Origin of the sequence: Ralstonia sp. 1138, from assembly GCF_040544795.1 — a bacterium.
In the GTDB taxonomy this organism is placed as follows: domain Bacteria; phylum Pseudomonadota; class Gammaproteobacteria; order Burkholderiales; family Burkholderiaceae; genus Ralstonia; species Ralstonia flatus.
The window spans coordinates 708,611-727,819 of record NZ_JBEPKQ010000001.1 but is presented as its reverse complement, the minus strand read 5'-3'; the positions used below and the strand labels follow the sequence as shown (position 1 = coordinate 727,819).

General features: G+C 64.6%; 20 protein-coding genes. 10 read left to right on the top strand and 10 right to left on the bottom strand.

Annotation, left to right across the window (positions count from 1 at the left end; genetic code table 11):
- Positions 1-19: 19 nt before the first annotated feature.
- Positions 20-826 carry an oxidoreductase gene (locus ABIC76_RS03165; protein WP_354532937.1) on the bottom strand — a complete coding sequence of 269 codons (807 nt, stop codon included), beginning with the start codon at positions 824-826 and terminating at the stop codon, positions 20-22.
- 63 nt (positions 827-889) lie between these two features.
- Positions 890-2,350, bottom strand: a complete 1,461-nt coding sequence (locus ABIC76_RS03160) for an efflux transporter outer membrane subunit (RefSeq protein ID WP_354532936.1) — start codon at positions 2,348-2,350, stop codon at positions 890-892.
- An 87-nt stretch (positions 2,351-2,437) separates the two neighbouring features.
- On the opposite strand from ABIC76_RS03160, the gene ABIC76_RS03155 reads away from it, so the two are divergent.
- The 7 genes from ABIC76_RS03155 (at position 2,438) to ABIC76_RS03125 (ending at position 10,557) form a co-directional block, all read left to right on the top strand.
- Positions 2,438-3,052 (top strand): TetR/AcrR family transcriptional regulator, encoded by a 615-nt coding sequence (locus tag ABIC76_RS03155; RefSeq protein WP_354532935.1) that lies wholly within the window; start codon positions 2,438-2,440, stop codon positions 3,050-3,052.
- A gap of 87 nt (positions 3,053-3,139) precedes the next feature.
- Positions 3,140-4,255 carry an efflux RND transporter periplasmic adaptor subunit gene (locus ABIC76_RS03150; protein ID WP_354532934.1) on the top strand — a complete coding sequence of 372 codons (1,116 nt, stop codon included), beginning with the start codon at positions 3,140-3,142 and terminating at the stop codon, positions 4,253-4,255.
- Complete coding sequence (locus ABIC76_RS03145) at positions 4,252-7,374, top strand: efflux RND transporter permease subunit (RefSeq protein WP_354532933.1); 3,123 nt, start codon at positions 4,252-4,254, stop codon at positions 7,372-7,374. Before ABIC76_RS03150 ends, ABIC76_RS03145 begins: the two co-directional genes overlap by 4 nt.
- A gap of 144 nt (positions 7,375-7,518) precedes the next feature.
- Positions 7,519-8,160: a helix-turn-helix transcriptional regulator gene (locus ABIC76_RS03140; RefSeq protein WP_354532932.1), complete on the top strand. Its 642-nt coding sequence runs from the start codon at positions 7,519-7,521 to the stop codon at positions 8,158-8,160.
- The gene (locus ABIC76_RS03135) at positions 8,157-9,134 is read left to right on the top strand and encodes a threo-3-hydroxy-L-aspartate ammonia-lyase (protein WP_354532931.1); all 978 of its coding nucleotides are present in this window, start codon (positions 8,157-8,159) and stop codon (positions 9,132-9,134) included. The genes ABIC76_RS03140 and ABIC76_RS03135 overlap by 4 nt, the downstream gene beginning before the upstream one ends.
- Positions 9,131-9,520 carry a RidA family protein gene (locus tag ABIC76_RS03130; RefSeq protein WP_354532930.1) on the top strand — a complete coding sequence of 130 codons (390 nt, stop codon included), beginning with the start codon at positions 9,131-9,133 and terminating at the stop codon, positions 9,518-9,520. The genes ABIC76_RS03135 and ABIC76_RS03130 overlap by 4 nt, the downstream gene beginning before the upstream one ends.
- A 155-nt stretch (positions 9,521-9,675) precedes the next feature.
- On the top strand, positions 9,676-10,557 hold the full coding sequence (locus ABIC76_RS03125; RefSeq protein ID WP_354532929.1) for a flagellar brake protein: 882 nt from the start codon (positions 9,676-9,678) through the stop codon (positions 10,555-10,557).
- A gap of 4 nt (positions 10,558-10,561) precedes the next feature.
- On the opposite strand, the gene ABIC76_RS03120 is transcribed toward ABIC76_RS03125, so the two are convergent.
- Positions 10,562-11,446 (bottom strand): LysR family transcriptional regulator, encoded by an 885-nt coding sequence (locus ABIC76_RS03120; RefSeq protein WP_354532928.1) that lies wholly within the window; start codon positions 11,444-11,446, stop codon positions 10,562-10,564.
- Positions 11,447-11,561: 115 nt separating this feature from the next.
- Between ABIC76_RS03120 and ABIC76_RS03115 the strand changes: the two genes are divergently transcribed.
- Both ABIC76_RS03115 and ABIC76_RS03110 read left to right on the top strand, forming a co-directional pair.
- Complete coding sequence (locus ABIC76_RS03115) at positions 11,562-11,999, top strand: multidrug/biocide efflux PACE transporter (RefSeq protein WP_354532927.1); 438 nt, start codon at positions 11,562-11,564, stop codon at positions 11,997-11,999.
- Positions 12,000-12,113: 114 nt separating this feature from the next.
- Complete coding sequence (locus ABIC76_RS03110) at positions 12,114-12,752, top strand: helix-turn-helix transcriptional regulator (RefSeq protein WP_354532926.1); 639 nt, start codon at positions 12,114-12,116, stop codon at positions 12,750-12,752.
- 17 nt (positions 12,753-12,769) lie between these two features.
- On the opposite strand, the gene ABIC76_RS03105 is transcribed toward ABIC76_RS03110, so the two are convergent.
- The 7 genes from ABIC76_RS03105 to ABIC76_RS03075 form a co-directional block, all read right to left on the bottom strand.
- Positions 12,770-12,988, bottom strand: a complete 219-nt coding sequence (locus ABIC76_RS03105; RefSeq protein ID WP_024978360.1) for a DUF1059 domain-containing protein — start codon at positions 12,986-12,988, stop codon at positions 12,770-12,772.
- A 135-nt stretch (positions 12,989-13,123) separates the two neighbouring features.
- On the bottom strand, positions 13,124-13,654 hold the full coding sequence (locus tag ABIC76_RS03100) for a DUF3455 domain-containing protein (protein ID WP_102065935.1): 531 nt from the start codon (positions 13,652-13,654) through the stop codon (positions 13,124-13,126).
- A gap of 29 nt (positions 13,655-13,683) precedes the next feature.
- The gene (locus tag ABIC76_RS03095; RefSeq protein WP_102065936.1) at positions 13,684-14,082 is read right to left on the bottom strand and encodes a DUF488 domain-containing protein; all 399 of its coding nucleotides are present in this window, start codon (positions 14,080-14,082) and stop codon (positions 13,684-13,686) included.
- A gap of 35 nt (positions 14,083-14,117) precedes the next feature.
- Positions 14,118-15,146, bottom strand: a complete 1,029-nt coding sequence (locus tag ABIC76_RS03090) for an ABC transporter substrate-binding protein (protein ID WP_354532925.1) — start codon at positions 15,144-15,146, stop codon at positions 14,118-14,120.
- A 317-nt stretch (positions 15,147-15,463) separates the two neighbouring features.
- The gene (locus ABIC76_RS03085; protein WP_102065938.1) at positions 15,464-16,360 is read right to left on the bottom strand and encodes an ABC transporter permease; all 897 of its coding nucleotides are present in this window, start codon (positions 16,358-16,360) and stop codon (positions 15,464-15,466) included.
- Positions 16,350-17,144, bottom strand: coding sequence for an ABC transporter ATP-binding protein (locus ABIC76_RS03080; RefSeq protein WP_012430126.1), 795 nt, complete (start codon positions 17,142-17,144; stop codon positions 16,350-16,352). Before ABIC76_RS03080 ends, ABIC76_RS03085 begins: the two co-directional genes overlap by 11 nt.
- 53 nt (positions 17,145-17,197) lie before the next feature.
- Positions 17,198-17,920, bottom strand: a complete 723-nt coding sequence (locus ABIC76_RS03075) for a GntR family transcriptional regulator (RefSeq protein WP_027679354.1) — start codon at positions 17,918-17,920, stop codon at positions 17,198-17,200.
- A gap of 228 nt (positions 17,921-18,148) precedes the next feature.
- On the opposite strand from ABIC76_RS03075, the gene ABIC76_RS03070 reads away from it, so the two are divergent.
- The gene (locus ABIC76_RS03070) at positions 18,149-19,198 is read left to right on the top strand and encodes an ABC transporter substrate-binding protein (protein WP_082062915.1); all 1,050 of its coding nucleotides are present in this window, start codon (positions 18,149-18,151) and stop codon (positions 19,196-19,198) included.
- Positions 19,199-19,209 lie beyond the last annotated feature (11 nt).

The following is a 19,209-nucleotide window of genomic DNA, read 5'->3' as shown; positions in this document are numbered from 1 at the left end:
TTCGGCTGTAGCTTCAGCCTCAGGACAGGCCGAACGTCTTCCTCAAGCCCGAGTCCACCGGGCCTGACGGCATGAAGCGGCGCAGCCTGCTCAGCAGCGTCGCCTCGCCCTTGGGCGTGCGGCGCATCTTCCATGCGCCGAGCGCGGCCTCGACGACCGTGCTCGCGACGCTATCGGCGTCCGGAGCCTTTTGAACACGCGTTCGAATCGTCTGCGAAACGGCGCCGCGCTCTGCGTCGTAAGCCGAAACCTTGGACGCCACATCGGACGCGTTGGCGTCCAAGCTCGTCTTGGTGAACGAGGGCTCGACCAGCGCGACACGAATGCCGAACTTGCGCACTTCGTGATCCAGCGTCTCCGACATGCCTTCCACGGCATGTTTGGATGCCGAATACAGGCCCATGTAGGGCGCAGGCAGAAAGCCGAGCACCGAGCTGATATTGATGATCCGCCCCGAGCGCTGTGTGCGCATATGGGGCAACACTGCCCGCGTGGTCCGCAAGATGCCGAACACGTTGGTATCGAACAGCGCCTGCGCTTCGGCGATCGACGTTTCTTCGGTCGCGCCCAGCAGCGTTACACCGGCACTGTTGACCAGCACATCGATGCGCTTGGCCAGCCCGATGATGGTGTGGAAGGCGCGCTGAACCGATGCTTCATCGCGGACGTCCATCTCGATCAGCTCAATGCCCGCCAGCGGCTGCGCTTTGGCTAGATTGCGCACGGTGCCGAAGACCCGGCAGCCCCGCAGGGCGAACTTTGCGGCGGTGGCACGGCCAATGCCTGAGGACACGCCGGTGATGACGACAACGTTGGAATTTGACACGGCGATTTCTTTCTCGGTGAGTGAAAACGTGCTGCGGTAGGAGGTCGTAGTGAGGTCGTGCGGCTATTTGCTGGCAATGGCGGTCGATTCGTTCGGATTCCAGCCGCCGCCCAGCGCCTTGAATGCCGCCACTGCAGCGCGTGCCGATTCCGTTTGCGCCTGGGCGCGCGCATCGGATGCCCGCAACAGGCTTTCGTCGGCCTGCAGAACTTCAATGAGGCTGACGACGCCTTTCTGGTACGCCGCGAACGAGGCGTTTCGCGCGCGGCCCAGCGAATCCACGCCTTGCGTGAGCACGGCGGCCTGCTCTTCACGCTTGACCAGGGCGGAAAAGGCATCTTCCACGTCTTCCGTGGCGCGCAGCGCGGCGAGCCGGTAAGCGGCCAGCATCTCAGCCTCTTGCCCTTTGGCCTGATCGATCTGCGCGTTGATGCGCCCGAAGTCGAACAGGCGCCAGCGCAGGCCGAGCACGCCGGCAAACTGGCTGGCCCCGCCACCAAACAGGCTGCCCGCGCCCACCGATGTGGCGCTGCCCAGCAGGCCGCCCAGCGAGAACTTCGGGTAGTACTCCGCAATGGCGACGCCGATGCGTGCGTTGGAAGCCGCGAGGCGGCGCTCGGCGACGATGAGGTCGGGGCGCCGCCGCAACAGTTCGCCCGGCGATCCGCTGATCGACATCCGTGGCGCGGCAGGGATGTCCCCGTCTTGCGCAAGCTCGGCCCGGTGTGTGCCGGGTAGTGAGCCCAGCATAACGTCGAGCGCGTTCATCGCCGCGTCGAGGCCGGTTTCAAGCTGTGGAATGGAAGCGCGCACCTGGGCCAGCGCGCCCTCGGCCTGCCTCACCTGGAGTTCTGCCGCGAGCCCCTTGCCGTACAGCAGGTTCACCGTGGAGAGCAGTTCCTCCTGCGTCTTTACCTGCTGACGCGCCACGCGCAGGCGTGTCTGCAAGCCGCGGACCGTGATGTAGATGTCGGCCGTCTGTGCGGCCACGGCCAACCGCGTGGCAACTGCGCCCGCCTGGGAGGCTTCGTAATCCGCCAGCGCGGCTTCCCTGCCACGGCGCAGGCCGCCGAACACGTCCAGCTCCCAGCTCGCATTGGCGTCGGCTTCAAACGCATTGCCATAGCGGTCGAAGCCGGGCCGGGAATTCAGGACGCGGCCGAGCGGCGTCTCGACGGACTGATAGGCGCGCGCCGCCTGGCCTGTGACGTTGCCAGAAGGCAGCAAGGCGGCGTTGGCGGCGCCAAGGCCTGCACGGGCTTGCGTGACGCGGGCGAAGGCCTGGGCAAGGTCCAGGTTCTGTTCCAGCGCCAACTGCACGAAGCGCGTCAGTTGCGGATCGCCAAAGCCCGTCCACCACACTGACAGATCGGCTGCGGTGGTGGCGCTGCGCTGCTCCACGGCCGTCTGGCCAAGGAATGTGGCTGGAGCCGGCATCTCGGGCTTCACATAGTCCGGGCCGACGGCGCAGCCCGCTGCCAGGCCGGCAACGATGAGTGCGGTAAGGGAGTGTTTTGGCAACATGGGCGGCTTCCATCGAAACTTTTGGTGACTATAGTACAAATTGGTCACAAGTTGTTCAATGATTGCGACTCGCGTAAGCTGACGCCCATGAAGACCACTCCTTACCCCGTTTCCGCCCGCGGTCCGGCGGATCACGACGTGCGGGACCAGATCGTCGCCGCCGCTACCGAGCACTTCAGCCGCTACGGCTACGAGAAGACCGCCGTGTCCGATCTGGCCAAGGCCATCGGTTTTTCCAAGGCCTACATCTACAAGTTCTTTGAATCCAAACAGGCCATTGGCGAGATGATCTGCGCCAACTGCCTGCGCGAAATCGAGACCGACGTCAACGCGGCGCTGGCCGAGGCGGGCTCGCCGCCCGAGAAGCTACGGCGGATGTTCAAAGCCTTGACGGAGGCCAGCCTGCGGCTGTTTTCCCATGACCGCAAGCTGTATGAAATTGCCGCCTCGGCAGCGACCGAGCGCTGGCAGTCTGTGATCGCCTATGAAGGCCGTATCCAGAGGTTGCTGCGCGATGTGCTGCAGGAGGGCCGCGAGACCGGAGACTTCGAGCGCAAGACGCCATTGGATGAAGCCACGGCAGCCATCTACCTGGTCATGCGCCCGTACATGAATCCGCTGCTGTTGCAGTACAGCTTTGACTACACCGAGACGGCGCCCGGCCTGCTCTCCAGTCTGGTGCTTCGGAGCCTTTCCCCGTGATGCACAGATTTTTTCGTGGTGACCATTGACTATTTTGGTCACTAGAACCAGAATGAAAGCCCAGATCATCTCGTCGATGGGGCTTTCATGTTTTCGCGTCGCTTTGTTACCTCCACCGTTGCTTTTGCATTGCCCCTCGCGCTGAGTGCGTGCGGCGAAAAGGCCCCCGTTGACCCGCGCACCCAGGCGCCTTTGGTGCGTGCGGTGGTCGTTCAACCTGCGGTTTCCGCATCGCGTTCCTTCACCGGCGTCGTGGCTGCCAGAGTGCAGAGCGACCTCGGCTTTCGCGTGCCCGGAAAAGTGTTGGAGCGGCTGGTTGACGCAGGGCAGACCGTCAAGCGCGGGCAGCCGCTGATGCGGATCGATCCCGTCGATCTGAAGCTCGCCGCGCATGCGCAGCAGGAAACCGTGGCCGCCGCACGGGCACGCGCGCAGCAGACGGCCGAAGACGAGGCGCGCTACCGCGATCTGCGCGGCACCGGGGCCATTTCTGCCTCGGCCTACGACCAGGCCAAGGCTGCGGCGGACGCGGCCAAAGCGCAGCTCAGCGCCGCAGAAGCGCAGGCGGATGTGGCGCGCAACGCGAGCCGCTACGCCGAGCTTGTTGCAGACGGCGACGGTGTGGTCATGGAGACGCTGGCCGAGCCCGGCCAGGTCGTCAACGCAGGGCAGGCCGTCGTGCGCCTCGCCCACGCGGGCCGGCGCGAGGCGGTGGTCCAGCTGCCGGAAACCTTGCGACCGGCGATTGGCTCGGTTGCACAGGCAACGCTTTTTGGCGCGGAAAGCGCCGGCGTACCGGCCAAGCTGCGACAGCTTTCGGACGCAGCCGACCGGCTGACCCGCACCTTCGAAGCGCGTTATGTGCTGGACGGCGATCTGGCCAATGCGCCGCTCGGTGCCACCGTAACGATCCAGATTGCCGATCGGCCTGCCACCGCGCAAGGCGATGTGCAGGTGCCGCTCGGTGCGTTGTTCGATGCCGGCAAGGGCCCGGGCGTATGGCTCATCCAGGGTGAGCCGGCCAAGGTGTCGTGGCGCTCTGTCACCATCGCGCGGGTGGGGGATGAAGGCGCGCACGTCGGCGGGCAGGTCAGGCAGGGCGATCGCATCGTCGCGCTCGGCGCACAACTGCTGCGTGAGGGGCAGCAGGTGCGCGTAGCGGGCCAGGATGCCGGCACTGCCATCGCAGGGGTGCGACTGTGAGCCAAGGCCGCTTCAACCTGTCAGCGCTCGCCGTACGCGAGCGTGCCGTCACGCTGTTTCTCATCTGCCTGATATCGGTGGCAGGTCTCATTTCGTTTTTCAAGCTGGGCCGTGCGGAAGACCCCGCTTTTACGGTCAAGGTGATGAACATCGTCACCGTGTGGCCGGGTGCCACCGCGCAGGAAATGCAGGACCAGGTGGCCGAGAAAATTGAAAAGCGCATGCAGGAGTTGCGCTGGTATGACCGCACCGAAACCTACACGCGGCCAGGTCTGGCGTTCACCACGTTGACGTTGCTCGACAGCACGCCGCCGTCGGAAGTGCAGGAGGAGTTCTACCAGGCGCGCAAGAAAGTCGGCGACGAGGTGGCCAACCTGCCGTCGGGCGTGATCGGGCCGATCGTCAATGACGAATATTCGGACGTGACGTTTGCGCTGTTCGCGCTCAAGGCGCAGGGCGAGCCGCAACGTGCTCTTGTGCGCGATGCCGAGACGCTGCGCCAGCGCCTGCTGCACGTGCCGGGTGTGAAGAAGGTCAACATCATCGGTGAACAGGCGGAACGCATCTACGTCGAGTTCTCTCATGACCGACTGGCGACGCTGGGGGTGAATCCACAAGACGTTTTTGCCGCGCTCAACACCCAGAACGCGCTGGCCGCTGCGGGCTCCGTGGAAACGAAGGGGCCGCAGGTGTTCATCCGCCTGGATGGCGCCTTCGACGAGCTGCAGAAGATTCGCGATACGCCGGTGGTCTCGCAGGGGCGGACGCTGAAGCTGTCCGACATTGCCACCGTCAGGCGCGGTTATGAGGATCCGGCCACCTTCATGGTGCGCAATGGCGGGCAGCCTGCCTTGCTGCTTGGCATCGTCATGCGCGAGGGCTGGAACGGCCTGGATCTGGGCAAGGCGCTCGACAAGGAAGTCGGCGCCATCAATGCGGACATGCCGCTCGGCATGAGCCTGACCAAGGTAACGGACCAGGCGGTCAACATCGCCGCCTCCGTCGACGAGTTCATGCTCAAGTTCTTTGCAGCGCTGCTGGTGGTCATGCTGGTGAGTTTTGTCAGCATGGGATGGCGCGCCGGCCTGGTGGTGGCCGCCGCCGTGCCGCTGACGCTTGCCGAGGTGTTTGTGGTGATGGCCGCAACAGGCAAGAACTTCGACCGCATCACGCTTGGGTCGTTGATCCTCGCGCTCGGCCTGCTGGTGGACGACGCGATCATCGCCATCGAAATGATGGTGGTCAAGATGGAGGAGGGTTACAGCCGTGTGGCCGCATCGGCCTATGCGTGGAGCCACACTGCGGCGCCCATGTTGTCGGGCACGCTCGTGACGGCGGTCGGTTTCATGCCCAACGGTTTCGCGCGATCGACGGCCGGGGAATACACCAGCAACATGTTCTGGATTGTCGGCATTGCGCTGATTGCGTCGTGGGTGGTGGCGGTGGTGTTTACGCCTTACCTGGGCGTGAAGATGCTGCCCGACTTCAAGAAGGTCGAAGGCGGACACAATGCGATTTACGACACGCCGCGTTACAACCGCTTCCGCCAGTTGCTCGGGCGCGTGATTGCGCGCAAATGGCTGGTCGCGGGTGCGGTGGTGGGCCTTTTCGCGCTCGCCATCGGAGGCATGGCGATCGTCAAGAAGCAGTTCTTTCCGATCTCGGATCGCCCGGAAGTGCTGGTCGAGGTGCAGATGCCTTATGGCGCGTCGATCAACCAGACCGATGCGGCGACCGCCAGGTTGGAAGCGTGGCTCGCCAAGCAGAAGGAAGCCAAGATCGTGACGGCCTACATCGGCCAGGGCGCGCCGCGCTTCTATCTGGCGATGGGGCCTGAGTTGCCGGACCCGTCGTTCGCCAAGATCGTGATCCGCACCGATAGTCAGGAAGAGCGCGACGCGTTGAAGCAGCGGCTGCGTCAGGCCGTTGCAGATGGCCTTGCCCCTGGGGCGCGTGTGCGTGTCACGCAGCTCGTGTTCGGTCCGTATTCGCCGTTCCCCGTGGCCTATCGCGTCACTGGCCCGGATGCGGAAACGCTGCGCCGTATCGCTGCTGATGTGCAGCATGTCATGGACGCCAGCCCGATGATGCGCACGGTCAATACGGACTGGGGCACGCGCGTCCCTACGCTGCATTTCACCTTGCAGCAAGACCGCCTGCAAGCCGTGGGGCTGACCTCCAGCGCTGTTGCCCAGCAGCTCCAATTCCTGCTCAGCGGCATTCCGGTGACGGCCGTGCGCGAAGACATCCGTACGGTGCAGGTGACCGCGCGCTCAGCCGGCAACGTGCGGCTCGACCCGGCCAGGATCGGCGACTTTACGCTGGCTGGCGCCAATGGGCAGCGCATTCCGCTCTCGCAAGTCGGCAAGATCGAAGTGCGCATGGAGGAGCCCATCATGCGCCGGCGCGACCGCATGCCGACCATCACGGTGCGCGGCGATATTGCCGACGGCCTGCAACCGCCCGACGTGTCGACGGCCATCAGCAAGCAGCTTGCCCCGATCATCGAGAAACTGCCGAGCGGATACCGCATTGAGCAAGCCGGTTCCATCGAAGAGTCGGGCAAGGCGACGAAGGCCATGCTGCCGCTGTTCCCGATCATGTTGGCGGTCACACTGCTGATCCTCATCTTCCAGGTCCGGTCCATCCCGGCCATGGTCATGGTGTTCCTGACCAGCCCCTTGGGCCTTATTGGCGTGGTGCCCACGCTGATCCTGTTCGGGCAGCCGTTTGGCATCAACGCGCTGGTCGGTCTGATTGCGTTGTCAGGCATCCTGATGCGCAACACGCTCATCCTCATCGGGCAGATTCAGCACAACAAGGACGAAGGACTCGATCCGTTCCGGGCTGTGGTGGAAGCCACGGTGCAGCGTGCGCGGCCGGTGATACTGACGGCGCTGGCGGCCATCCTGGCCTTCATTCCCCTGACGCATTCGGTGTTCTGGGGCGCGCTCGCCTATACGCTGATCGGCGGGACGTTCGCCGGGACGATCCTGACCCTGGTGTTTCTGCCGGCGATGTACTCCATCTGGTTCAAGATCCGGCCCGCCCACGCTGCCCATGTGCAGCCTCCGCTGCAAGAGACCGCGCAAGGCGCGGCACAGCTGCTCCCGGAATAGCGTTTTAGTCGCCTGCCCGCGTTACCTCCGTTCTCTCTCGACCCTCGGGCAGGCGTTTTTTCTTTTCTCATGGGGAGTCACGCTCGCGCAGGACCGCCAACATGGCATTGACGAAATGTCAGCAATTGACGTATCGTCAACGCCATGAAGCCCATCGAAGAAAACCGCCTTCTTCTGCGCGAAGGCCGCAAGATCGTCGAGGCGCTGGGCAAGACGCTGGCGCCGCTGGTGGAAGTCGTCCTGCACGACCTGACCGATCCCGATCATGCCGTCGTCGCCATCGCCAATAACCTGTCCGGCCGCCAAGTCGGCGACGCCGTGACAGAGCTGGGCCTTGCGCGCCTCGCCGACCCGGACTTCCCGGAAATCATCGAAAACTACGCCAACCGGTTTCCCGACGGGCGCCCCGCCAAGAGCACATCGATCGGGCTGAAGAACAGCCGCGGCGATTACGTCGCGGCTATCTGCCTGAACATGGATGTATCGATGCTCGGCGCCATGACGTCGAGCCTCACGCAGTTGATGCGCATCGACGTTGCCGCGCCGCCGGTGCCCGAGTCGCTCGCATCGCGCCGCGTGGAAGACGTGCGCATCGCGCTCGAACAATTTGCCGCCGCACGCAACACCACGCCCATGGCCATGACGCTCGACCAGCGCCGCGAAGCCATGCGCGAACTGGCCGCCAGCGGCCTGCTGAACTTGCGCCGCGCGCTGACCGAAGTCGCCCAAACGCTGGGCGTGGCGCGCTCCACCGTCTACACCTACCTGCCCGAGGACCTCGCATGAGCCTGCCCATTTCCTACGACGACGTCGTTGCTGCCCACGCCCGCCTGCACGGCGTCGCCCACAAGACGCCCGTGCTGACGTCGGCCACCGCCAACGCCATGACCGGCGCCGAGCTGTTCTTCAAGGCCGAGAGCTTCCAGCGCATGGGGGCGTTCAAGTTTCGTGGGGCGTACAACGCGCTGTCGCAATTCACGCCGGAGCAGCGCAAGGCGGGCGTGATCACGTTTTCGTCGGGCAACCACGCGCAGGCGATTGCGCTGTCGGCCAAGCTGCTCGGCATGCGCGCCGTCATCGTCATGCCGAAGGACGCGCCCGTCGTGAAGGTAGAGGCCACGCGCGGCTACGGCGGCGAGGTGGTGTTCTTCGACCGCTACACCGAGGACCGCGAAGCCATAGGCCGCCGGCTGGCCGAAGAGCACGGCCTCACGCTGATCCCGCCGTACGACCATCCACACGTGATGGCCGGGCAGGGCACCGCGGCCAAGGAATTGACCGAAGAGGTCGGCCCGCTCGATGTGCTGCTGGCCCCGCTGGGCGGCGGCGGTTTGCTCTCCGGCTGCGCCACGGCGGCGCGCGCGCTGAACCCGGCGTGCAAGATCTTCGGCGTGGAACCCGAGGCCGGCAACGACGGCCAGCAGAGCTTCCGCACGGGCGCGATCGTCCACATCGATACACCCAAGACGCTGGCCGACGGCGCGCAGACGCAGCATCTGGGCAACCACACGTTTGCCGTGATTCGCGAGCTGGTCGACGACATCGTGACCGTGAGCGATGCAGAACTCGTCAGCGCCATGCAGTTCTTCGCCTCGCGCATGAAGGCGGTGGTCGAGCCCACGGGCTGCCTGGCTGCTGCTGCGGCGCTGAACGGCAAGGTCGACGTGCGCGGCAAGCGCGTCGGCGTGATCCTGTCGGGCGGCAATGTGGATCTGCAACTCTTCGCCAAGCTGGTGCTGGGCGCGGAGGCAGCGAAATGAGCGATGCACGCTACGTGAACGCGCCGCAACTGCGCCCGCCTGCGGGGCATTACTCGCACGCGGTCTGCGCCAATGGCTTCGTGTTCGTCGCCGGACAGATTCCCGTGACGCCCACCGGCGAAAAGCTCGTCGATGCGCCGTTCGAGACGCAGGTGCGGCAGGTGCTGTCGAACCTCGACGCCGTGCTTGCCGCCGCGGGCACGGACCGCTCGCGTCTGGTGCAAGTGCGTGTGTACGTGACCGACATGGAAACGCACTGGCCCGCGTTCGATGCGCTCTACCGCGAGTGGATCGGCGACCTGCGCCCGGCGCGCGCGGTGGTGCCGGTGCCGACGCTGCACTACGGGCTGGCCGTCGAGATCGAGGCAACGGCCATGGCGGGGTGACGCAAACGCTTGCCGTTGACGTGCGTCAGGTGGGAAGGGTTCGTGCGAGTTGATCTCCGGCGGTTTGCCGGCCATTGTTACAAAATGGCGGGCGTACCTGCCGAGGCATTGGCCTTGGCCCGCCCATGACAGATCAGACGCGTCCTTCGCCACACATGACCCTTCAAAAAACGCGGCAACTCACGCAGGAAGACGTTCCGGTCGGTCAACCGCTGCCGTTTCCGCTGGCGGACAGCGTGGGTCGGCTTCTGTTGCCTGCCGGGGCCGTCGTGCCCGATGCCGAAGACGTCCGCCTGCTGTTCCATCACGGCCCGGTGCTGGCGCTGGCAGACGGCGATGACGTTGCCGCCGCGCCTGCCGCCGCGCCCGCGGAAGCGCCGCCCCGGCTCGGGTCGGCTGGCCTGACGGTGGGCACCGTTTTGCAGGTCCAGGAGAAGTCGGCACCGCTGCGTGGCCTGCTGCCGTGCCGCCTGATCGGCTATATCGAAGGCGAGGCGCTGTTTGTCACGCAACCGGCCGACGCCAAACGCACGCTGCGGCCGGAGCCCCGAGACGTTCTCATCCTGCGCGGTTTTTCGGGCCGCGCCGTGTTCACCATGATGTGCAGCGTGGTGTCGGTCGGGCAGTTTCCATCGCCGTATCTGGTCTTGTCTGCGCCAATCAAGATGCAGAAGATGCCGCTGCGCCGTGCCAAGCGCGTGCAGGTTCGGATCGGGGCGCGCGTGCGTGCGCAGGGGCAACCTGCGTCGGCCGCGGATCGCGTCGCGGTGATTCGCGACATCTGCCTGAACGGTGCCCTGGTGCAGAGCGCCAACCCCGCGTTCCAGCCCGGCGACAGACTCGCCCTGGATTTCAACGCCTACGTGGACGGCCAGCTGGAGACCTTTGCCCTGACTGGGCGGGTGGCAAGCGGCTCGCCGGCGCTGGGCGCCACCGCATCTGCGTTCCCTTCGTTTGGCGTGGAATTCACGCTGTCGAAAGAGCAGACAGCCCAGCTCTCGCATCTGATCATCGAGCGGCTGGACGAGAACGCATGAGCGCCTAGCCGGCCAGCATCGTCTCCAGCAGCCAGGCGCCGGCCTGGCCGAGCGTGCGATTGCGTGACCATACGGCGTCAACCGGCACGAGGCGCGGCCAGCCGCGCGCACGCACTTCATGCAACCGGTCTGCCGCGAAGTGGTCCACCAGCCAGCGCGGCAACTCCGTCCATCCGAAGCCCAGCACGGCCATTTCCAGCAGCATCAGGTAGCTCGGCGCAGACCAGCGGCGCAGGCTGCGCACGGGCACCGCGTCGGTGCGAGGCCCCGTCGGGTCGACGAAGGTGTTCAGCCGTAACTCGCGCGCCTCGCGCAGTATGGCGTGCGGCACTTCCTCGTCGCCGTATCGGGCAAGGGGGTGCTGCAGCCCGACGAACAGTCCGATCTCCGATTGCTCTGCAATGGTCGCCCAGCCGATATCGGCCGGATAGGCGGCCTGCGCGGCCACCAAGCCGATCTGCGCACGGCCCAGCTGGATGATGTCGACCACGTCTTCGTGTTCGGCGATCAGGCATTCGAGTTCAAGGTCGGGGTAGCGCTGCTCCAGTGTGGCCAGCGTTTGCTCGTAGCGATCGGATTGGTAGGTGTCCGACACGACGAGCGTCAGCCGCGCTTCCAGGCCGCCAGCCATCTGGGCGGCCAGACGGTCCATCTGCGCACTGGCGTCCAGCACGCGGCGCACCTGAGTGAGCATCGCGTGGCCCGCTTCGGTCAACGTGGGTTGGCGCGTGCTGCGGTCGAACAGTGTGAGCCCCAGGTCGATTTCGAGATTGGCGATCGCCTCGCTGATCGTGGATTGCCGCTTGCCCAATTTACGGGCTGCGGCAGAAAAGGAACCCAGCGTAGCGGCCTCGGCAAAGGCCAGTAAAGCTTCGGGTGAATGACGCATTCGACACTCCGGACAGCGGTGTATCGGCCAATATATCGGAAAAACCGATAATAATGAACTGGATCGTGCGGCTCATACCGATGAAAATGATCCTCGTTCTTTGGAGGTAAATGCAATGCAAGTCATACAAAAAACGCCAGCCGAGCGCCTCGTACATGCGCTGACGTTCGAGTTGGTTGCCATGCTGATCTGCGCCCCGCTGTTTAGCTGGTTGATGGATTTGCCGTTGGCCGAAATGGGCGTGATGACGCTCATGTTTGCGGCAGTGGCGATGGTGTGGAACATGGTGTTCAACGCCATCTTCGAGCGCGTGGAGCGTCGCTACAGGCTCTCGCGCACCGTGGTCCTGCGGGTGGTGCATGCCTGCCTGTTCGAGGGCGGGTTGGTCTTGATGCTCGTGCCGCTGGCCGCCTGGTGGCTCGACGTGGGTCTGTGGGAAGCGTTCGTGCTCGACATCGGCATCATGCTGCTGTTCCTGCCGTACACGTTCTTCTTCAACCTTGCGTACGACCATCTGCGCGCACGCTGGATGTCGCGCCGCGCGTTGGCCTGATCCACCATGGGCTTAGGGCAAAAGGGGCAGTGCGGGAGGTGACACGCTTCCTATAATGAAGTCCCTTTCGAAACGGGCGCAGCGGTCGCAAGCCGCTGCGCCCGTATTGCCTTCATGCTGCGTCTTTCTGTTACGTCATCCCATGCCTCGGCAACCGTGCTGCGCCATTGCTACGTGGCGGCCTGCGCGGGGGATGCTGCGGGCGTGATGAATGTGCTGCGCGATGCGTGCGGCGCGGACCACGCTGCGGCCATGATCCGGTGGCGCGTCGATGGACGCTGGCACTGGGTGGCATCGCGCGGCGCACGCTCGGCAGACATGCTGCTGCGTGCCGTGCGCGGTGATGGCGTTGACGCGTGGACGATGGCCGACGCTGAAGTGCGCGGCGCGGTATGGCTCGATTACGGCAGGGCGGGCGTGCCGCCCATGCAGCATGATGCGGCGCCACAAGCGTTGCTGCCGCACTTTGCGCAGGCGCTGCCGTTGTGCTGGCAGCGCGTTGCGGCGCGCGCGGGCATCTCGCCTGCGCAACCGGTCAGCCTGTGGTTGACCGATGCCTTCCACCTGACGCGCCGCGAAGCCGATGTGGCGGACTTGCTCGCAAGCGGCTCCGACCCAGCCTGTATTGCCCGCACGCTGGGCATTTCACTCGACACGGTGCGCACGCACCTCAAGCACGTCTATCGCAAGACCAATACGCACAGCCAGTGCGATGTCGTACGGCTGATGCTGGCGTTATCGGCGCGCCGGTAGGTTCTTGCGCGCCTGTGTCAGGCCGCGGCCATCTTGGGCGGCGCCACGGCAGGGGTGCCGTCCTGGAAGAGGGTCTGCAATTGCGCCCGCAATTCGGGCGAATCGGTGTGCTTGTGCACGGAAACAGCGTGCTGCACGGCCGCCTCCAGCAGTTCGGCATCGCTGTCGGCGCTGATGGCGACCGAGCAGTTGGTCTCGCTGGGGAAGGCGCGGCAATCGATGTAGCGGCGGCCCATGGCGGTGCTCCTGGGTTGACGAATGACGACGGCGCGACGCGGTGAACAACCGGTCGCGTGTCTCTTCGTTATAGGGGCGCCAGGGGAGCGCGGCGTCCCCTGTATGGGGTAGGGCGCTGTCTGTGCGATGCCGCGTCAGTCCAGGAAAACGTACTGCGCCAGGTAGGGGCTGCGGCCTTCCTGGCCTTCTTCCGTGCAGGGTAGTGCCGGCGCGATGCCGCCATGGGTCTGGAGCCGCTGCACGTATCGCACACTGCTCAAGAGCCCCGCGCCACCGGCATGGGTGGCTTGCAACAACAGTAGCGGAATGGCGCCGGCTTCCGCGGTGTTGGGGGTCTGCTGCAAGACTTTTCCGGTGATCTTGCTGCCGTCGGAAGCTTCCCAGCTTGGGCCCGCACCGTGTTTGACGATGAGCTTGCCGCTCGCGTCGTAAAGCTCCGCCAGCGGCGCCTTGAAGACCCACGCCAGAGGCTTATCGCCGTCGCGCTTGCAAACGTAGATCTGCACCCCCGTGGCCGATAGCGTGGCGACGGTGTGATGAGACTCTGCCGGTTGCAGCGCCGCGGGGGCGGTTTGCGCCGTCACCGTCTGCGAGACCGCCATGGCCAACGCAAGCAAGAGGACAGATGAGACTGCGGAGCGCGAGGTGCGGGGCAGGTTCGGCATGATTTTCCTTGTGCAGGTGGAAAGATCGTTCATGGAGCGACCTTCGCCCCACGCTCCTCCAGCAACGCGCGCAGCACCGACCGATGGCAATGCGCCTCGTCTTCGCAATAGCAGCCGACCGACAGGTTGGTCTGGTGCGATAGCGCGGCCAGCATGTCGAGCAGGCGCGCTGCATCGCCGTCGCGCATTTCGGTGCGGAAGTGGCGCACGAAGGTTTGCCAGGCTTTTTCATCGTGCTGGGATTGCGCGGCCTGGGCCTGCTTGACCAGTTCGGGCGTGGGCGAAAGCAACGGCATCCACACATCGTAGAAATCGCGGCTGGCGAATTCTTCCTTGGGCACGCCGCGCGGCGGGCGCCGTACGGTGCCGATGCGCAAGCCTTCATCGGGGTGACGCGGCTCGCCGAGCCGGACGATGCGTAGTGCCATGGAATGTCTCCGGGTGGATGCTGCGCGCGGTCTGCTTACGAACCCTGCCGGCTCTGCACCGTGGGGAAGAACAGATCCTTCCACGACGCCGGCTTGTTCTTGAGCGTGCCCACGCGCTGCATGAACTCAGCATAGTGTGCGACGCCCACCGGCGTGGTTGTGAAGCGCGAATCCGGATCATCGAGGATTTTCTTCACCTCTTCCGGCGAACTCTTCACCTTCGACTGGGCAATGTAGATCTGCGCCGCCTTGGTCTTGTCCTTGGCGATGAAAGCGTTGGCTTCATCCAGTGCCGCCACGAACGCCGCCGACAGTTTCGGGTTGGCCTCGTAGAATTTCTTGCTCGTGTAGGTCATGTCGAGCGTGATGTTGCCGAGCACGTCGACCGTGTTGAACACGCGGTGCAGGCCGGGTGCTGCCGCCTCGGTGTACGAGAACGGCGGCGAGGCCATGTGGCTGTTGATCTGGCTGCCGCCGGCGAGCATGACGGCCGTGGCGTCAGGGTGCGGCAGCGGCACGGTGATCGGGTCGAGCTTGTTGAACTGCTTGTCGCCGAAGGTCTTGGCGGCGGCCATTTGCAGCACCACGGCGGGCAGCGAGGTCTTGATGCCGGGCACGGCGATGCGGTCCTTGTCGGAGAAATCCGCCAGCGTTTTGACGTTGGGGTTGCGCGTCATCAGGTACATCGACGACGAGCTGAGCGACGACAGGCCGCGCACTTCCATTGCGCTGCCACGGGTTTTGTCCCAGAGCGTGAGGAAGCCGGGCACGCCCAACGAGGCGATGTCGAGCGCGCCGGAGAGCATGGCGTCGTTGATGACATTGCCGCCGTCGAGCACGCGGTAGCTGACCTTCACGTCGCCCAGGCCGGCTGCCTTGGCTTGCTTCTCGAGCAGGTGTTCGCTGGCCATGACCATGATGGGCAGGTAGAGGATGCCGTAGCCGTGGGAGATGCGGACTTCGGTGGCCTCTGCGTGGGCGGTGTTGATGGCGCCGGCCAGGAGCGATGTGGCCAGCGTGGCGGCGATTGTCAGGCGGAGGACGTGACGTCGTGTTTGCTGCATTGCTTGTCTCCTTGTCGTTGTTTGTATGGCTGTATGTTGGTGGTGCATTTCTCGTTTCACCCCCTGCCGGGGGCGACTCACTTTCTTTGTCTTGCCAAAGAAAGTAAGCAAAGAAAGGCGCGCCCGAGATGGCGACCCATTCCTTGAATTTATGTCGCAGGGAGGGAAGGGAGGCAAACTCGCTGCGCTCAGACAAGCCTCCCTTCTTTTTCCTCCCTGCAACAGAAATTCAAGGCGCCATCTAGGGCAGGGTACGGCCAAACCGTCTGGGGGCGACCGTAAGCGCCTGGACGGTCCCGGTAGTCGCGCGGGCTCCCTTAGTTCTGCATGCCCCAGCGTTTAACGGTGCGGGCTTCCAGCGTGCGGAATACTAGGTTCTCTACCAGCAGGCCGATGATGATCACCGTCAGCAGGCCGGCGAACACTTCGGGAATCTGCAGTTGATTCTTGTTTTCGTAGATGTACCAGCCGAGGCCGCCCTGGCCGGAGCTGACGCCAAACACCAGTTCGGACGCGATCAACGTGCGCCATGCGAAGGCCCAGCCGATCTTCAGGCCGGTGAGGATGGACGGGAACGCGGCCGGGATCAGGATCTTGGTGAGGTATCCCATGCCGGAGAGCCCGTAGTTGCGGCCCACCATGCGCAACGTGTTCGATACCGACAGAAAACCGGCATGGGTGTTGAGCGACACCGCCCACACCACCGAATGCACGATCACGAAGATCAGGCTGCCGTTGCCGAGGCCGAACCACACGAGTGCGATCGGCAGCAGCGCAATGGCGGGCAGCGGGTTGAACATGGCGGTGAGCGTTTCGAGGAAGTCCTGCCCGAGCCGGTTGCTGATGCCGAGCACGACCAGCGCGCAGGACAACGCCAAGCCGAGCGCGTAGCCTGCCAGCAGCGTTTGCATCGACGTGCCGATGCGAGCGAACAGCGTGCCGCTCGCGAGCCCTGACCACAGTGCCTGCACGGTGTCAGAGAAGGTCGGCAGCAGAAGCGGGTTGTCGAGCCAGCGCGCACCGCCTTCCCACACGAGTGCGAGCACGACGAGGATGACGAGCTTGCGCAGCCATGCCTGTTCGTACAAGCGCTCGGCAATGGAGAGCGGTTTTTCCACCACGCCGATGCGCTCGAACGCCACGGGCGTGCTGTAGACGGGCGCGCGGTTGCTGATGTCGGTGGCGGCTGGCATGGAAAGCGTTTCAGTCTGCATGGGTTTCCTCCACTGCGCGGGCGAACAGCATGTCGTGGATCTCGGCTTCGAGGGCCTTGAAGCGCTCGGGGTCATCATCGCCGCGCGCGAGGCTCGGCAGCTCCGCGCGGACCTGGCCCGGATGCGGAGACAGGATCAGGATGCGGCTGCCGCAGCGGATCGCCTCCGGAATCGAGTGCGTGACGAACAGCACGGTGAAGCGCGTTTCGTCCCACAGCTGCAGCAGCTCGTCCTGCATCTTGCGGCGCGTGAGCGCGTCGAGCGCGGCGAACGGCTCGTCCATCAGCAGCACGTCGGGCTCCATCGCCATGCCGCGCGCAATGGCCACGCGTTGCTTCATCCCGCCTGACAGCATATGCGGGTGATGGTCGGCAAACTTGGTGAGGTTGACCTTGTTGATGTAGTGCAGCGCGCGTTCTTCGGCTTCACGTGCGCCCAGCTTGCCGGTGGAGAGCAGGGGAAACAGCACGTTCTCTTTCACCGTTTTCCACGGCAGGAGCTGGTCGAACTCCTGGAACACCATCATGCGATCGGGCCCCGGCTTGGTCACGGGTTGGCCTTTTAGGCGGATCTCGCCCTCGGTGGGCGTGAGGTAGCCGCCGATGGCCTTGAGCAATGTCGATTTACCGCAGCCCGAGGGCCCGAGCAGGATGTAGCGTTCGCCGGGATAGACCTGGAAGTCGACGCGGTAGGTGGCCGTCACCAGATGCTGGCGTGTCTTGTACTGCAGCGTGACGCCGCGCACATCCAGCAACGGCGGTGCCGTGGGCGAGTTGGCCTGCATGATGTTGTCTCCTGTGTGTGTTTTTGTCGGATTGGGTTGCAGCGTATGCGGCGCTACCGGATATCCACGTGGTACCGGAAGTGCGCCGCCGCGCCGCGCGAGCGCCGCCATTCGAGCGGTACCCGGTCGTAGCCCCGCGCAACGCGTTCGATGACCATCACCGGATCGCCGGCCTGGATGCGCAACAGCCGCGCATACGTTGCGTTGACGGCTTCGGCGGTGAGGGTTTCCTCAGCGCTGGCAATGATCTGCCCGCAGTGCGATTCGTACAGCGGATACAGCAGGTCGCCAAACGCCTCGAGTTCCAACGTGGCGAGCGGTGCAAAACGGTCGTACGGCAACCAGATTTCTTCGGCCAGCATGGGCGCGCCATCCAGCAGCCGCAGCCGGGTCAGGCGAATGACAGGGGCGCCCGTTTCAATCTGCAGGCCTGCAGCGGGGGCAGACGGCGCATCCAGCACATCGCGCTTGAGGATACGGCTCTCGGGAATGCGCCGCTCGCCGCTTTCACTCTGGAAGCGGAAGAACCGGAACAAGGAGCTGGCAAAGCTGGCGCGCCGGACGAAGGTGCCGCGGCCCTGGAAGCGTTCCAGCAGGCCCTCCGCCACCAAGACATCGACCGCTTTGCGGACCGTGCCGACCGCCACGTTGTACGTCTTGGCCAGCTCGGCCTCGGTCGGGATGGCGTCGCCCGGGCGCCAGTGCTGCTGGGCGATCTGCGCGGCCAGATCGTCGCGCAATTGCTGATAACGGGGCAGGCGGAGATCGGCGGGCATGGGTATCGGAAGTGGTCAACTATTCATCTATATGACTCGTCATTGTAGGGAGCTTGAGGGCCGCCGGCATTAGAGGAAAACCCGTGGCCCGGGCCGGGATGTCGGGCGCAGCGCGCAACCGATATGGATGCGCGAAAAGCTTCGTTGTCGTGCGGGATGGCCTATCCAATACTAGGCTCCGCCCATGCTGTGGGCGCTTGCTGACACTCCACCTTTGCGGAACGCCTGATGTCATCCAATGCCTTCTCTCTCACGTCGCGCCGCCGGGCGTTGAAACACCTTGCAACGCTTGCCGCGTTGGGCAGCACCGGGCTGGGCCTGACAGCATGTTCGCGAAGCGATGGTCAGCAGAACGCCAAGGCGGGCAGTGGCCCGGCCGTCATCAAGAAAGCCGGTGACAAGGTGAGTTTCAAATATCCGGACAACCCGGCGTTCGACCTGATTTACCTGGCCGACCAGCTCGGCTACTTCGATGGCACCAACACCCGGCCGAACTACATCGGCAAGGTGGCGGCGCCGCAGATCATTCCGCTGGTGGGTACGGGCGAGATCGACTTCGGCTCGCGCATGGTGCCCCTCGTCATCTCGGCCTATGCCAGCGGCGCCGATATCAAGGTGGTGGCCGCCGGCGGCAAGACGCTGGAAGAAGCGCCGCACATGAAGTATTTCGTGCGCAAGGATTCCGGGATTCGCCAGCCGAAAGACCTGGAAGGCAAGACGGTCGGTTTCAACAGTTTCGGCGCGTGCGCGGAGTTTGTGACCAAGACGTTCCTGCGGCAGAAGGGCGTGGACGTCAACAAGATCAATTTCGTGGTGATTCCCGATGACCAGGCCGAGCAGACACTGGCCACAGGCAACACCGATCTGGCGATCATCCATGCGCCATTCTCGGGCCGCGCCGATCATGCGCAGAACCTCGTGCGCCTGTGGAGCGACTACGACCTCGACGGCGGCCTGGGCGGCATGGCGCCGTACAGCGCGCACGGCAAGTTCATCCGGGAACAGCCCGAAGCAGTGCGCGACGTGGTGACGGCGCTGGCCAAGGCGGGCAACTGGGTCAACGCCAACCCGGAGGATGCACGCAAGCTGGTCTCGCAGCGCATCAAGCTCGATCTGCAGTTTGTCGATCGCTATGCGTATGTAGAGGATCTGGTGATCACGGAGCCGCCCATTCAGTACTACATCGACGTGCTCGAACGCGAAGGCAAGCTTGCGAAGGGCAAGGTGGCCGCGCGCGATATCTACACCAACGAGTTCAACCCGTACGTCAAGGCCTGAAGGACACGACG